11 protein-coding genes are annotated in these 14,326 nt (G+C 70.3%); 8 read left to right on the forward strand and 3 right to left on the reverse strand.

Annotated features, from left to right (window positions below):
* The first annotated feature begins 194 nt into the window (after positions 1-194).
* From ABZX75_RS21230 to ABZX75_RS21255, 6 genes are all read left to right on the forward strand, one after another.
* Positions 195-1,733 (forward strand): leucyl aminopeptidase, encoded by a 1,539-nt coding sequence (locus ABZX75_RS21230; protein WP_355412709.1) that lies wholly within the window; start codon positions 195-197, stop codon positions 1,731-1,733.
* Positions 1,734-2,066: 333 nt separating this feature from the next.
* Positions 2,067-3,455: a dihydrolipoyl dehydrogenase gene (gene lpdA / locus ABZX75_RS21235; protein WP_355412711.1), complete on the forward strand. Its 1,389-nt coding sequence runs from the start codon at positions 2,067-2,069 to the stop codon at positions 3,453-3,455.
* Positions 3,456-3,547: 92 nt separating this feature from the next.
* Entirely contained in the window at positions 3,548-5,404 is a 1,857-nt protein-coding gene (gene sucB, locus ABZX75_RS21240) for a 2-oxoglutarate dehydrogenase, E2 component, dihydrolipoamide succinyltransferase (RefSeq protein ID WP_355412713.1), read from the forward strand.
* 243 nt (positions 5,405-5,647) lie between these two features.
* Positions 5,648-6,271 (forward strand): GntR family transcriptional regulator, encoded by a 624-nt coding sequence (locus tag ABZX75_RS21245; protein ID WP_355412742.1) that lies wholly within the window; start codon positions 5,648-5,650, stop codon positions 6,269-6,271.
* A 240-nt stretch (positions 6,272-6,511) separates the two neighbouring features.
* Positions 6,512-9,196 carry a pyruvate dehydrogenase (acetyl-transferring), homodimeric type gene (aceE, locus tag ABZX75_RS21250; RefSeq protein ID WP_355412715.1) on the forward strand — a complete coding sequence of 895 codons (2,685 nt, stop codon included), beginning with the start codon at positions 6,512-6,514 and terminating at the stop codon, positions 9,194-9,196.
* Between the two features lie 165 nt (positions 9,197-9,361).
* Positions 9,362-9,880 (forward strand): DUF4240 domain-containing protein, encoded by a 519-nt coding sequence (locus ABZX75_RS21255; RefSeq protein ID WP_355412744.1) that lies wholly within the window; start codon positions 9,362-9,364, stop codon positions 9,878-9,880.
* A gap of 41 nt (positions 9,881-9,921) precedes the next feature.
* Here ABZX75_RS21255 and ABZX75_RS21260 read toward each other — a convergent pair whose 3' ends face one another.
* Complete coding sequence (locus ABZX75_RS21260) at positions 9,922-10,692, reverse strand: SDR family oxidoreductase (RefSeq protein WP_355412717.1); 771 nt, start codon at positions 10,690-10,692, stop codon at positions 9,922-9,924.
* Between the two features lie 86 nt (positions 10,693-10,778).
* On the opposite strand from ABZX75_RS21260, the gene ABZX75_RS21265 reads away from it, so the two are divergent.
* Complete coding sequence (locus ABZX75_RS21265) at positions 10,779-11,435, forward strand: TetR family transcriptional regulator (RefSeq protein WP_355412719.1); 657 nt, start codon at positions 10,779-10,781, stop codon at positions 11,433-11,435.
* On the opposite strand, the gene ABZX75_RS21270 is transcribed toward ABZX75_RS21265, so the two are convergent.
* Both ABZX75_RS21270 and glnA read right to left on the reverse strand, forming a co-directional pair.
* Positions 11,429-11,980: a hypothetical protein gene (locus ABZX75_RS21270; protein WP_355412721.1), complete on the reverse strand. Its 552-nt coding sequence runs from the start codon at positions 11,978-11,980 to the stop codon at positions 11,429-11,431. The two genes, ABZX75_RS21265 and ABZX75_RS21270, sit on opposite strands and share 7 nt — an antisense overlap.
* Positions 11,981-12,160: 180 nt before the next feature.
* A complete protein-coding gene (gene glnA / locus ABZX75_RS21275) occupies positions 12,161-13,570 on the reverse strand; it encodes a type I glutamate--ammonia ligase (RefSeq protein WP_355412723.1) in 1,410 nt (469 codons plus the stop codon).
* 185 nt (positions 13,571-13,755) lie between these two features.
* On the opposite strand from glnA, the gene ABZX75_RS21280 reads away from it, so the two are divergent.
* Positions 13,756-14,223, forward strand: coding sequence for an RDD family protein (locus ABZX75_RS21280; protein ID WP_355412726.1), 468 nt, complete (start codon positions 13,756-13,758; stop codon positions 14,221-14,223).
* Positions 14,224-14,326: the final 103 nt, after the last annotated feature.

Genomic DNA, 14,326 nt, shown 5'->3' on the forward strand with positions numbered 1-14,326 from the left:
GGAGCAGAGTCCACAGATGGGTGAATCTGACGACCTGTTGATCGAACAATCTGCCAAACCTTCGAGTGGCGTACGGACGAGTCCGTGCGCGTACGCTCATTTCCGGCGACGGCTCGGCCCCGAATACGATCGCGACCGGATGGCCGTCCACCCACTCGGCCCACACACATAAACGGAAGCGAGACTTCACCACCGTGACTGCTCTGACTCTCAGCACTGCCGGCGCGGCGACGCTGCGCGCCGACGCCCTCGTGGTCGGCGTGGCGAAGGGCCCCAAGGGCCCGGTCGTCGCCGCGGGCGCCGAGGCCGTGGACAAGGCGTACGACGGAAAGCTCGCCGCCGTGCTCGACGCACTCGGTGCCTCGGGCGCCGAAGGCGAGGCCACCAAGCTGCCGGCCCCCTCGGGCCTGAAGGTCCCGGTCGTGCTGGCGGTCGGGCTGGGGTCCCTCCCGGAGGAGGACGAGTCGTACGACGAGGAGGCCCTGCGCCGCGCCGCCGGCGTGGCCGCCCGCGCGCTGCACGGCACCAAGAAGGCCGCCTTCGCCCTGCCCCTGGACGACGCCTCCGCCGTCACCGCCGTGGCCGAGGGCGCGCTGCTCGGCTCGTACGCCTTCACCGCCTACCAGGGCGGCGAGAAGAAGGCCGGCAACGGCGACAAGCACGCCGGCCCCAAGCTGCCGCTCGCCGAGATCGCCCTGCTGGGCGCCAAGCCGCGCGACAAGGAGCACAAGGCCGCGGCCGAGCGCGCCACGATCGTCGCGACCGAGGTCAACATCGCCCGTGACCTGATCAACACCCCGCCGAACGACCTCACCCCCGAGGCCTTCGCCGCCGTCGCGTCCGCGACCGCGAAGGAGAACGGCATCAAGGTCCAGGTCCTGGACGAGAAGGCGCTCCTCAAGGGCGGTTACGGCGGCCTCATGGGCGTCGGCAAGGGGTCCGAGAACCCGCCGCGCCTGGTGAAGCTCTCCTACACCCACGCCAAGGCGGAGAAGACCCTCGCCTTCGTCGGCAAGGGCATCACCTACGACTCGGGCGGCATCTCCCTGAAGCCGGCCGGCCACAACGAGACGATGAAGTGCGACATGAGCGGCGCCGCCGCCGTCTTCGCCGCCGTCGTCGCGGCCGCCAAGCTGGGCCTGCGGGTCAACGTCACCGGCTGGCTCGCGCTGGCCGAGAACATGCCGTCCGGCTCCGCCACCCGCCCCGGTGACGTGCTGCGCATGTACAGCGGCAAGACCGTCGAGGTGCTCAACACGGACGCCGAGGGCCGCCTGGTCCTCGCGGACGCGCTGACGAAGGCCTCCGAGGACAACCCGGACGCGATCGTCGACGTGGCCACCCTGACCGGCGCGATGATCGTGGCCCTCGGCAACCGCACCTTCGGCATCATGGCCAACGACGACGCTTTCCGTACGTCGATCCACGAGATCGCCGAGGAGGTCGGCGAGGCCTCGTGGCCGATGCCGCTCCCCGAGGACCTGCGCAAGGGCATGGACTCCCCCACCGCCGACATCGCCAACATGGGCGAGCGCATGGGCAGCGGCCTGGTCGCCGGCCTCTTCCTGCGGGAGTTCATCGGCGAGGGCATCACCTGGGCCCACCTCGACATCGCCGGCCCGGCCTTCCACGAGGGTGCCCCGTACGGCTACACCCCCAAGGGCGGCACCGGCTCGGCCGTCCGCACCCTGGTGCGGCTGGCCGAGCGTACGGCCACGGGCGACCTGGGCTGAGCCGGCGCCTCACCGAGCGCCGGCTCACGGCGTGCACGGGTGCGCGGGTGCACGCATGTGAGACGTGACTCGCCCCGGGACCTCGCCGAGGACCCGGGGCGTGTTCACCGACAACGAAATCCGTACGTTTCTACGCTTCGGTAACCCCTCGTCCCGGCAGATCGACCTGCCACAGTGCGGGCCCGGCGTCCCGCGTTCCCCCGACAAATGCGAAGATGGGTTCTCGGCAGGACAGGGCCCCCACCACAGGGCCGAAGAAACAAGCGGCCGATTACCAGCCGCCGCCCGGTCACAGAGGACCGGTGCCCGGCGCACATGCATGGAGGACGTGACGTGGCGAACGACGCCAGCACCGTTTTCGACCTAGTGATCCTCGGCGGTGGCAGTGGCGGTTACGCCGCGGCGCTGCGCGCATCCCAGCTGGGTCTGGACGTTGCCCTGATCGAGAAGAACAAGCTCGGTGGCACCTGCCTGCACAACGGCTGCATCCCCACGAAGGCTCTGCTGCACGCGGGCGAGATCGCGGACCAGGCCCGTGAAGCCGCCCAGTTCGGTGTCAAGGCCTCCTTCGAGGGCATCGACATCGCGGGTGTCCACAAGTACAAGGACGAGGTCATCTCGGGCCTGTACAAGGGCCTGCAGGGCCTGGTCGCCTCCCGCAAGGTGACCTACATCGAGGGTGAGGGCCGCCTCTCCTCCCCGACTTCCGTCGACGTGAACGGCCGGCGCGTCCAGGGCCGCCACGTCCTGCTGGCGACCGGCTCCGTGCCGAAGTCGCTGCCGGGCCTGAACATCGACGGCAACCGCATCATCTCCTCGGACCACGCGCTGGTCCTGGACCGCGTCCCCGAGTCCGCGATCGTGCTCGGCGGCGGCGTCATCGGCGTCGAGTTCGCCTCGGCGTGGAAGTCCTTCGGTTCCGACGTCACCGTGATCGAGGGCCTCAAGCACCTCGTCCCGGTCGAGGACGAGAACAGCTCGAAGCTTCTGGAGCGCGCGTTCCGCAAGCGCGGCATCAAGTTCAACCTCGGCACCTTCTTCGACAAGGCCGAGTACACCGAGAACGGCGTCCGCGTGACGCTGGCCGACGGCAAGACCTTCGAGGCCGAGGTGCTGCTGGTCGCCGTCGGCCGCGGTCCGGTCTCGCAGGGTCTGGGCTACGAGGAGCAGGGCGTCGCGATGGACCGCGGCTACGTCCTGGTCGACGAGTACATGCAGACCAACGTGCCGACCATCTCGGCGGTCGGCGACCTCGTCCCGACCCTCCAGCTCGCGCACGTCGGCTTCGCCGAGGGCATCCTGGTCGCGGAACGTCTGGCCGGTCTCAAGACCGTCCCGATCGACTACGACGGTGTCCCGCGCGTCACGTACTGCCACCCCGAGGTCGCGTCCGTCGGCATCACCGAGGCCAAGGCCAAGGAGATCTACGGCGCGGACAAGGTCGTGGCCCTGAAGTACAACCTCGCGGGCAACGGCAAGAGCAAGATCCTCAAGACCGCGGGCGAGATCAAGCTCGTCCAGGTCAAGGACGGTGCCGTGGTCGGCGTCCACATGGTCGGTGACCGGATGGGCGAGCAGGTCGGCGAAGCCCAGCTGATCTACAACTGGGAGGCTCTGCCGGCCGAGGTCGCGCAGCTCATCCACGCGCACCCGACCCAGAACGAAGCGCTCGGCGAGGCCCACCTGGCCCTGGCCGGCAAGCCGCTTCACTCCCACGACTGATCGTCACGGGCGCGACGACCACTTCCGCACTTCCCCACGCTCGGCGCTTCGCTTGAGCTGGGGAGATCCCACCGTTAGGAGCAACTGAAACCATGCCGGTTTCCGTAACCCTGCCGGCGCTCGGAGAGAGCGTGTCCGAGGGCACTGTCACCCGCTGGCTGAAGGCCGAGGGCGAGCGCGTCGAGGCCGACGAGCCGCTGCTCGAGGTCTCGACCGACAAGGTCGACACCGAGATCCCCTCTCCCGTCTCCGGCATCCTGGCCTCCATCAAGGTGGCCGAGGACGAGACCGTCGAGGTCGGCGCCGAGCTGGCCGTCATCGATGACGGCTCCGGCGCGGCCGCCCCGGCCGCCGCTCCGGCCGCCGAGGCCCCGGCGGCTCCCGAGGCCCCCGCGGCCCCCGCGGCCCCCGCGGCTCAGGCTCCGGAGGCCCCTGAGGCCGCCCCGTCCACCGAGACCGCGACCCCGGCGCCCGCGCCGACGGCCGAGGCCGCGGCCGGCGGCGGTTCCGCCGAGGGCACCGATGTCGTACTCCCCGCCCTGGGCGAGTCCGTCACCGAGGGCACCGTCACCCGCTGGCTGAAGCAGGTCGGCGAGTCGGTCGAGGCCGACGAGCCGCTGCTCGAGGTCTCCACCGACAAGGTCGACACCGAGATCCCCGCGCCGGTCTCCGGCACGCTGCTGGAGATCCTGGTCGGCGAGGACGAGACCGCCGAGGTCGGCGCCCGCCTGGCCGTCATCGGTGCGGCCGGTGCCGCCCCCGCTGCCGGGGCGGCCCCCGCCGCCCCGGCTCCGGCCGCCGCCCCGGCTCCCGCTGCCGCTCCGGCTCCGGCCGCTCCGGCTCCGGTCCAGGCCCCGGCCCCCGTGGCCGCCCCGGCTCCGGCCGCTCCGGCTCCGGTCCAGACCCCGGCCCCCGTGGCCGCCCCGGCTCCGGTCCAGGCTGCCGCCCCGGTCGCCGCTCCGGCTCCGGTGACCCCGGCTCCGGCCGCTGCCCCGGCTGCCGCCCCGGCGGTCTCCGGTGACGAGGGCGCGTACGTGACTCCGCTGGTGCGCAAGCTCGCTTCGGAGTCCGGCGTGGACCTGTCCGCGGTCTCGGGCACCGGTGTCGGTGGCCGTATCCGCAAGCAGGACGTCCTGGCGGCCGCCGAGGCCACCAAGGCCGCTGCCGCCGCCCCGGCTCCGGCCGCCGCCGCTCCGGCCGCGAAGACTCCGGCCGCCGCGGTGTCCGAGCTGCGCGGTCAGACCGTCAAGATGACCCGCATGCGCAAGGTCATCGGCGACAACATGATGAAGGCCCTGCACTCGCAGGCGCAGCTCAGCTCCGTGGTCGAGGTGGACATCACCAAGATCATGAAGCTGCGCGAGAAGGCCAAGGCCTCCTTCCTGGCCCGTGAGGGCGTCAAGCTCTCGCCGATGCCTTTCTTCGTCAAGGCCGCTGCCCAGGCGCTGAAGGCCCACGCGGTCGTCAACGCCCGGATCAACGAGGACGAGGGCACGATCACCTACTTCGACTCGGAGAACATCGGCATCGCCGTGGACTCCGAGAAGGGCCTGATGACCCCGGTCATCAAGGGTGCCGGTGACCTCAACCTGGCGGGCATCTCCAAGGCGACCGCCGACCTGGCCGCCAAGGTCCGCGGCAACAAGATCACGCCGGACGAGCTGTCGGGCGCGACCTTCACCATCAGCAACACCGGCTCGCGCGGTGCGCTGTTCGACACGGTCATCGTGCCGCCGAACCAGGTCGCCATCCTGGGCATCGGTGCCACGGTCAAGCGCCCGGTGGTCCTGGAGACCTCCGAGGGCACCGTCATCGCCGTCCGCGACATGACGTACCTGACCCTGTCCTACGACCACCGCCTGGTGGACGGCGCGGACGCGGCCCGGTACCTCTCGGCCGTCAAGGCGATCCTCGAGGCCGGCGAGTTCGAGGTCGAGCTCGGTCTCTGAGACCGCCAGGAACCACACGAGGCAGAGCCGCGCCGGCAAGGCACGGCACGCACAGGACCTCACCCACGGCGCCCCCGCCCGGAACACCTCCGGGCGGGGGCGCCGTCGCAGGTCCGGCCGGGCGGTGGCCTGTAACCAGCCTCACCCGGGGCCACCCACCGGGAACCCAACACGGCGGCCGACACGGCCGTATTGTCTACGCATCAGAGCACTGCGCGCCCCACAGGAGATGAAGCGCCGATGATCACCCCACCCGTCGTGCACTCGCTGCGCGAGCAGATCCGCGAGCACATCGTGGAGGGGATCGTCAGCGGGCGCTGGAAGCCCGGCGAGCGGATCGTCGAGCGCCGGATCGCGGTGGAGCTGGAGGTCAGCCAGACCCCCGTACGGGAGGCCCTGCGCGAGCTGGAGACGCTGCGGCTGATCGAATCGGCGCCGAACAAGGGCGTGCGCGTACGGAATCTCTCCGCGGCGGACCTGGAGGAGATCTACCCGGTCCGGGCCGGCCTGGAGCAGATCGCGGCGGAGCTGGCCGCGCCCCGGCTGGCGGCCGACTGCACGGCCCTGGAGCCGCATGTCGCCGCGCTCTGGGAGGCCGACCGCAGCGAGGACGGCACGGCGCAGGTACGGCACACGGTGGGCTTCCACCGGGAGATGGTGCGGGCGGCCGGAAACAGCGTGCTGCTGCACACGTGGGAGAGCCTGGGCATCGAGGTGTTCACGGCCCTGTCCATCCGCTGGCTGGGCACGGTGCAGAAGTCCTACGCCGAGGAGCACGAAGCGCTCGTCGAGGCCTTCCGCAGTCAGGATCCGGACATCGGACTGCTGGTGAAGCGGCATGTCCTGGGGTGCGCGCCCCGCGCGTGACCTCGGCCGACCGCGCTGGGAACACCGTATTACCCTGGTTTGACCGGCACGGCGTGCCTAATGATCTGGCACGCGGTGCCGACTTTTGATCGGAATGACATTTCTTGGCCACTTTTATTTGATCGATCATCGATCAGCGACTTACAGTCGTTCCGGACCTCAACCAGGTCCACCCACCCTGTCCTGCCCGTCAGGGATTTTTTCACCACCTCTCCTTTGTCCGGAAGGCGGCGCACACCGATGTCCGACCCCGTAGGAAAGCTTCCGAGCGAGCTCGACCAGCTCCCGGATCGCGACACCGAGGAGACCGCCGAATGGGCGGCCTCCCTCGACGCCGTCGCAAAGGCCGCCGGTACGCGCCGCGCCGAATACCTGCTCCGCCGTACGCTCCAGCACGCCGAGGCCGCCGGTCTCGCGCTGCCGAAGCTGCTGGAGACGGACTACGTCAACACCATCCCGACCGCCGCGGAGCCCGAGTTCCCGGGTGACATGGATCTCGAAGCCAGGATCACCGCATGGAACCGCTGGAACGCGGCCGCCATGGTGACCCGCGGCTCCAAGTACGGCGTCGGCGGCCACATCGCCACCTTCGCCTCCGCGGCGTGGCTGTACGAGACCGGCTTCCAGCACTTCTTCCGCGGGAAGGAGGCCGACGGATCGGGCGACCAGCTCTACATCCAGGGCCACGCCTCCCCCGGCATCTACGCCCGCGCCTTCCTCGACGGCCGCATCTCCGAGCAGCAGCTCGACAACTTCCGCCAGGAGTCCGGCGGCAACGGCCTGCCGTCCTACCCCCACCCGCGGCGCCTGCCGTGGCTGTGGGAGTTCCCGACGGTCTCCATGGGCCTCGGCCCGCTCTCCGCGATCTACCAGGCGCGCTTCAACCGCTACCTGCAGAACCGGAGCATCAAGGACACCGCCGGCTCGCACGTCTGGGCCTTCCTGGGTGACGGCGAGATGGACGAGCCCGAGTCGACCGCCGCCCTGGCCCTCGCCTCCCGCGAGCAGCTCGACAACCTGACCTTCGTCATCAACTGCAACCTGCAGCGCCTCGACGGTCCGGTCCGCGCCAACTTCCGCGTGGTGCAGGAGCTGGAGGCCCAGTTCCGGGGCGCCGGCTGGAACGTCATCAAGTCCCTGTGGGGCTCCGCCTGGGACGAGCTGTTCCAGCTCGACACCACGGGCGCCCTGGTGCGGCGCCTGCGCGAGGTCCCGGACGCGCAGTTCCAGACGTACGCGACCCGCGACGTGGCCTACATCCGCCAGCACTTCTTCGGCGCCAACGCCGAGCTGGTGCAGCTCGCCGGTGTGCTCTCCGACGCGAAGATCGCCGAGTGCTTCCACAGCTCGCGCGGCGGCCACGAGCCCCGCAAGGTCTACGCCGCGTACAAGGCCGCCGTGGAGCACAAGGGCGCGCCGACGGTCATCCTGGCGCAGACCGTCAAGGGCTACACGCTGGGTGCCGGGTTCGAGTCGAAGAACGCGAACCACCAGATGAAGAAGCTGACGATCGACGAGTTCAAGGACATGCGCGACCTCCTTGACCTCCCGATCCCGGACAGCGCCTTCGCCGACGGCCAGGTCCCGTACGGCCACCCCGGAGCGAACAGCCCCGAGGTGCGCTACCTCAACGAGCGCCGCGCCGCGCTCGGCGGCCCGGCCCCGGCCCGCAAGGTCAAGCACGTGGCCCTGCCCGCCCCGGCGGACCGTTCCTTCGCCCCGCTGCTCAAGGGATCCGGCAAGCAGGAGATGGCCACCACCATGGCCTTCGTCCGGCTCGTCAAGGACCTGATGCGGGACAAGGAGACCGGCAAGCGCTGGGTGCCGATCGTCCCGGACGAGGCCCGTACCTTCGGTATGGAGTCCCTCTTCCCGTCGGCCGGCATCTACTCGCCGCTGGGCCAGACGTACGAGCCGGTCGACCGCGACCAGCTCATGTACTACAAGGAAGCCAAGGACGGCCAGATCCTCAACGAGGGGATCACCGAGGCCGGCGCCATGGCCGACTTCATCGCCGCCTGCACGTCGTACGCGACGCACGGCGAGCCGATGATCCCCTTCTACATCTTCTACTCGATGTTCGGCTGGCAGCGCACGGCCGACCAGATGTGGCAGCTCGCCGACCAGCTCGGCAAGGGCTTCATCGTCGGTGCCACCGCCGGCCGCACCACCCTGACCGGTGAGGGCCTCCAGCACGCGGACGGCCACTCGCACCTGATCGCGTCCACGAACCCGGCGTCGCTCAACTACGACCCGGCCTTCGCGTACGAGATCGCGGTGATCGTCAAGGACGGTCTGCGGCGCATGTACGGCGAGCAGCCGGAAGACGTCTTCTACTACCTGACGGTCTACAACGAGCCGAAGGTGCAGCCGGCGATGCCGGAGGGCGTGGAAGAGGGCATCCTGCGCGGCCTCTACCGCTTCAACCAGGCCGCCGGCCTGGGCGAGGCGGCTCCGGCCGCCGAAGCCCCGAAGATCCAGTTGATGGCCTCGGGCACGGCGATCCACTGGGTGCTGGAGGCGCAGAAGCTGCTCGCCGCCGACTGGAACGTGGCCGCCGACGTCTGGTCCGCCACCTCCTGGGGCGAGCTGCGGCGCGACGCGCTGGAGTGCGACGAGGCGCTGCTGCGCGGCGAGGTGCGCACCCCGTACGTCACCCGCGCGCTGGAGGGTGTCACCAGCCCGGTCCTCGCCGTCTCCGACTGGATGCGCCAGGTCCCGGACCAGATCAGCCAGTGGGTGGAGCAGGACTACACCTCGCTGGGCACGGACGGCTTCGGTCTGTCCGACACCCGCGAGGGCGCCCGCCGCCACTTCGGTGTCGACGCCCAGTCGATCGTGGTGGCCGCGCTGGCCCAGCTCGCCCGCCGCGGCGAGGTGCCGGCGTCCTCCGTCAAGGAGGCCCGGGAGCGCTACGGCCTCTGAGCCGTGCGCGCCGCAGGTCCTCGACCGTGAGGCGGCCCGACCCTTCGGGGGCGGGCCGCCTCACGGCGTTTCACCCGCCGGGTGGGGCCGAGAAGGTGGCACAACCGGCCTTTCGCGGCATGCGCGGTGGCGGCAGGGGGGTGGACCCGTGATGCTGGACCAGTGATGGACGAGACGGAGTTCTGGGAGATCGTGGACAGCACCCGCGAGGCCGCCGACGGCGACCCCGAGGAACACGCCGAGCTGCTCGTGGAGCGGCTGGTACAGCTCGACCCGGACTCCGTCCTGGACTTCGCCCGGCATTTCGAGTCGCGCTACAACCGGGCCTACACCTGGGACCTGTGGGGCGCCGCCTGGGTGCTGCTCGACGGGGCGAGCGACGATGCCTTCGACTACTTCCGCTGCTGGCTGATCGGTCAGGGGCGGGAGGTCTTCGAGGGCGGGGTCCACGACCCCGACCAGTTGGCGGAGCTCCTGGAGGACTTCGACGAGGAGATCGACGGGGACGGCGAGGAGCTGGGGTACGCGGCCGACGAGGCGTACGAGCAGCTGACGGGTGCGGTCGCGCCGGATCTCGGCATCCCCCTCCAACCGGCGGAGCCGGAGGGCACCCCGCTGGACTTCGAGAACGAAGCCGTGCTCGCGGAGCGCTTCACCCGGCTCTGGGACCGTTTCAGAGGCTGACGCCCGGGTCGGCCGGGTCGGCCGGTGGGTCCGGTGACGGCCTAGTAGTGCGTACCGCCGTCGATGCGGATCTCCGTACCGGTGATGAACGCGCCGTCCTCGGAGCCCAGCATGGCGACGACGCCGGCCACGGTCTCGGGACCGGCGAAGCCCTGGCCGAGGGCCGGGGCGAGCTTGGCGAAGAGCGACCAGTCGGTGTCCTCGGGCAGGCCGGGGCCGGGGCCGGTGGTCATGCCACTCTCGATGGAGCCGGGCGCGACGCTGACGAAGCGCAGGCCCTGCTTGCTGTACTCGGCGGCCAGCGCGTGGGTCATGGACTGGATGCCGCCCTTGCTGGCCGCGTAGGCGGACATGTAGGGGTGGGCGAAGGACGCCGAGGTGGAGCTGAAGTTCACGACGACCGGCTGGTCGCCCTCCAGGAGCGCCGGGAGCGACTCGCGGATCATCAGGAAGGTTCCGGTGAGGTTGACCGCGATGACCTGGTTCCAGAGGTCGAGCGTGGTGCGGTGGGTGTGCGCGGAGCGCAGGATGCCCGCCGCGTTGACGAGGACGTCGAGTCCGCCGAGGCGCGCGACGGCGGCGTTGACGCCGGCCTGTACGGCGGCCTCGTCGGATATGTCGAGGACGGCGGTGGTGAGCCGGCCCGCGTCGTGCCCGGCGGCGGCCTGTTCGGTGGTGGTCTTCAGGCCTGCCTCGTCCACGTCCACGGTGTGGACGCGGCCGCCCTCGGAGAGGATGCGGTGCACAGTGGCCCGGCCTATGCCGGAGCCGCCGCCGGTGATGAGGACGCGACGTCCTTCGTAACGGTTCATGGGCGGAGCGTACCGGGGCTCTGACACGGTTTGCCAGGGTGTCAGAGCGTGCGATCACACGGGTTCGCGCGAGGTACGCTTCACAGGTGAGATCCCCTCGTCCGTACTCTCCCCAGACGGGTTCCGGAGCACAGTCGCTGACCGAGCGCCGCAAGGCTGCCACCCAGCTCGACATCGCGCGTGCGGCCTGCGAACTCTTCGCCGAACACGGCCCCGACGGGACGACCGCCGAGGACATCGCCCACCGCGCCGGGGTGGCACTGCGCACGTTCTACCGCTACTTCCGCAACAAGCAGGAGGCCGTGGCCCCGCTGCTCGCGGGCGGCGGCGACTCCTGGCGCGCGCTGCTCGCCGAGGAGGAGCCGGGCACCCCGCTGGGCGAGGCGCTGGAGCGCGCCGTCATGCGCTCCCTCACCGACCCGCAGGCGGTCGCGGAGGGCCTGGAGGCGACCCGCGGCCTGTTGCGTGCGGCGGCGACCGACCCGGCGCTGCGCGGAGTCTGGTACCGCGTGAACCAGGACTCCGAGGAGCACCTGGTCCCGCTGATCTCCCGCCTTGCCGGGCCGGACGCCGACCCGCTGTCCGTACGCCTGCTCGCCGCGGCCGCCACCGACGCGATCCGGGTGTCCCTCGAGGTGTGGGCGTCGACCGACGCCCCGACCCTGGGCCCCGGATCGCCGTCGAAGCTGGCCGTTCATGCCGTGCGCGAGCTCACGCGCGGGATGTCCGTCCTGGCTCAGTAGCCGCCGTGGCCGCCGCGACCGTCCCAGTTGTTGGCCCAGTCGTGGTCCCCGCCGTTGCCGCCGTAGCCGCCGTGGCCGCCCCGACCGTCGTGGTCCCCGTGGCCGTTGCCGCCGTAGCCGCCCCGACCGTCGTGGTCCCCGTGGCCGTTGCCGCCGTAGCCGCCCCGACCATCGTGGTCCCAGTGGCCGTTGCCGCCGTAGCCACCCCGACCATCGTGGTCCCAGTGGCCGTTGCCACCGTGGCCGCCCCGACCGTCGTGGTCCCAGTGGCCGTTGCCACCGTGGCCGCCCCGACCGTCGTGGTCCCAGTGGCTCCAGTGGCCGTTGCCGCCGTTGCCGCCCTGGCCGTAGGAGTCCCAGCACCAGTCGGGCCAGTCGCGCGGGTCGCTCCAGCGGTTGTCACAACAGCGGTAGTCGTGGGAGCTGTGGGAGCACTTGTGGTCGCCGTGCGGACCACCCGTCGCGAAGGCCGCGCCGACCGGCATCAGGCCGAGCGCGATTCCAGCAGCCCCCGCTATGACCCCCGAAACCATCCTGCGATGCATATCCATGCACCTCCAAGCCTTGCTTACCTGTGACACATCGGGCATTTCCACCCTCCGCCCGCCCCACCCCGATGTCAAAGCAGAGCGTGACAGAATGAAGTCCCCCGTCACTCTCCGCAGAGAATGACGGGGGACTTCCTTCTGCCGTCTGGGCCGACCTTTTTGGAGGCGCCGACCTTTTTAGAGGTCGAAGTACAGCTCGAACTCGTGCGGGTGCGGGCGCTGCGCGATCGGGGCGATCTCGTGCGTGCGCTTGTAGTCGATCCACGTCTCGATCAGGTCGGGGGTGAAGACACCGCCGGCCAGCAGGTACTCGTGGTCGTTCTCCAGCGCGGTCAGGACCGCGTCGAGCGAGGTCGGGACCTGGGGGACGGCCGCGTGCTCGTCGGGGGCGAGCTCGTAGAGGTCCTTGTCGATCGGCTCCATCGGCTCGATCTTGTTCTTGACGCCGTCGAGGCCGGCCAGGAGGAGGGCCGAGAACGCCAGGTACGGGTTCGAGGACGGGTCCGGCGCGCGGAACTCGACGCGCTTGGCCTTCGGGTTCGAGCCCGTGATCGGGATGCGCATGGCCGCCGAGCGGTTGCGCTGCGAGTAGACCATGTTGACCGGCGCCTCGAAGCCCGGCACCAGGCGGTGGTAGGAGTTCACCGTCGGGTTGGTGAACGCCAGCAGCGACGGGGCGTGCTTGAGGATGCCGCCGATGTAGTAGCGCGCGGTGTCCGAGAGGCCCGCGTAGCCGGCCTCGTCGTAGAACAGCGGGTCGCCGTTGGCCCACAGCGACTGGTGCACGTGCATGCCCGAGCCGTTGTCGCCGAAGATCGGCTTCGGCATGAAGGTCGCGGTCTTGCCGTTGCGCCAGGCGACGTTCTTCACGACGTACTTGAAGAGCATCAGGTCGTCGGCCGCGGCGAGCAGCGTGTTGAACTTGTAGTTGATCTCGGCCTGGCCGCCGGTGCCGACCTCGTGGTGCTGGCGCTCGACCTGGAGCCCCTGGGCGTCCAGCTCGAGGGAGATCTCGGCGCGCAGGTCGGCGAAGTGGTCGACCGGGGCGACGGGGAAGTAGCCGCCCTTGTAGCGGACCTTGTAGCCGCGGTTGTTCTCCTCGGAGCCGGTGTTCCAGGCGCCGGCCTCGGAGTCGATGTGGTAGAAGGACTCGTTCGCCGAGGTCGCGAAGCGCACGCTGTCGAACACGTAGAACTCGGCCTCGGGGCCGAAGTACGCGGTGTCGGCGATACCGGTGGAGGCGAGGTACGCCTCGGCCTTCTTCGCGATGTTGCGCGGGTCGCGGCTGTAGGCCTCGCCCGTGATCGGGTCGTGGATGAAGAAGTTGATGTTCAGCGTCTTGTCACGACGGAACGGGTCCAGGCGCGCGGTCGACAGGTCGGCGCGCAGGGCCATGTCCGACTCGTGGATCGCCTGGAAGCCGCGGATGGAGGAGCCGTCGAAGGCCAGTTCCTCGTCCGGGTTGAAGACTCCTGCCGGGATGGTGAAGTGCTGCATCACACCCGGCAGGTCGCAGAAGCGGACGTCAACGAACTTGACGTCGTTGTCTGCGATGTACTTCTTCACGTCGTCGGCGTTCTGGAACATCCAACTCCTCCTACTCCCGACCCCGGGGTAGGGACGGGCTGTATAGCTCGTGGTGCGTCAGTGCGGTGCCGCACGCTGACCCGACCATAAGCAGACGGGATTTCTCAAGCATGACCCATTTGTTTCGCACAAGTTAACCAGGGTCCCGCGGGAGTGGTGTGGAGCACCACGGGTACCGTGGTCGGGTGGACAACAGGCAAGCAATCGGATCATGGCTCTCCGGCCCCCGCGCGGCCGCCGAGGACATGGGCGTCGACTTCGGCTATCCGGGCCAGCGGCTCGGTCTGCCGCAGGAGGGGCCCGGCTCCGTGGCGCGGTCCGGGCGCCGGCTCGGCGCCGTCGCCCTCGACTGGATCGGCTGCCAGCTGATCGCGTACGGGCTGATCACGGGCGGCAGCCTGGCCGCGGCGGGCAACTGGACGCTCGGGCTCTTCGTGGCCCTGAGCATCCTGACCCTCGGCACCGTGGGCTTCACCCCCGGTAAGCGGATCATGGGCCTGCGGGTGATCTCGCAGGACGGCGGCCGCCTGGGCATCGTCCGGGTAGTGGTGCGCACCGCGCTGCTGGCCCTGGTCATCCCGGCGCTGATCTGGGATCGCGACGGCCGCGGCCTGCACGACCGGCTGGCGCGCGCCGTGCAGGTCCGCATCTAGCATGCGGGTCCGGGTCCGCCTCTAGCGTGCGGGGCCCGCGTCCCGGACCACGTACCCCCGGCGACGCACAGGCGCCCCCGAAGCCGGTCGGCTTCGGGGGCGC

This window comes from Streptomyces sp. NPDC003038 (assembly GCF_040611115.1).
Taxonomy (GTDB): Bacteria; Actinomycetota; Actinomycetes; order Streptomycetales; family Streptomycetaceae; genus Streptomyces.

What these genes read in the sequence shown, in the direction of transcription:
- sucB (WP_355412713.1), top strand. Translation starts at nt 3,548, where the DNA reads ATGCCGGTTTCCGTAACCCTGCCGGCGCTCGGAGAGAGCGTGTCCGAG.
- aceE (WP_355412715.1), top strand. Translation starts at nt 6,512, where the DNA reads ATGTCCGACCCCGTAGGAAAGCTTCCGAGCGAGCTCGACCAGCTCCCG.
- ABZX75_RS21255 (WP_355412744.1), top strand. Translation starts at nt 9,362, where the DNA reads ATGGACGAGACGGAGTTCTGGGAGATCGTGGACAGCACCCGCGAGGCC.
- ABZX75_RS21260 (WP_355412717.1), bottom strand. Translation starts at nt 10,692, where the DNA reads ATGAACCGTTACGAAGGACGTCGCGTCCTCATCACCGGCGGCGGCTCC.
- ABZX75_RS21270 (WP_355412721.1), bottom strand. Translation starts at nt 11,980, where the DNA reads ATGCATCGCAGGATGGTTTCGGGGGTCATAGCGGGGGCTGCTGGAATC.
- glnA (WP_355412723.1), bottom strand. Translation starts at nt 13,570, where the DNA reads ATGTTCCAGAACGCCGACGACGTGAAGAAGTACATCGCAGACAACGAC.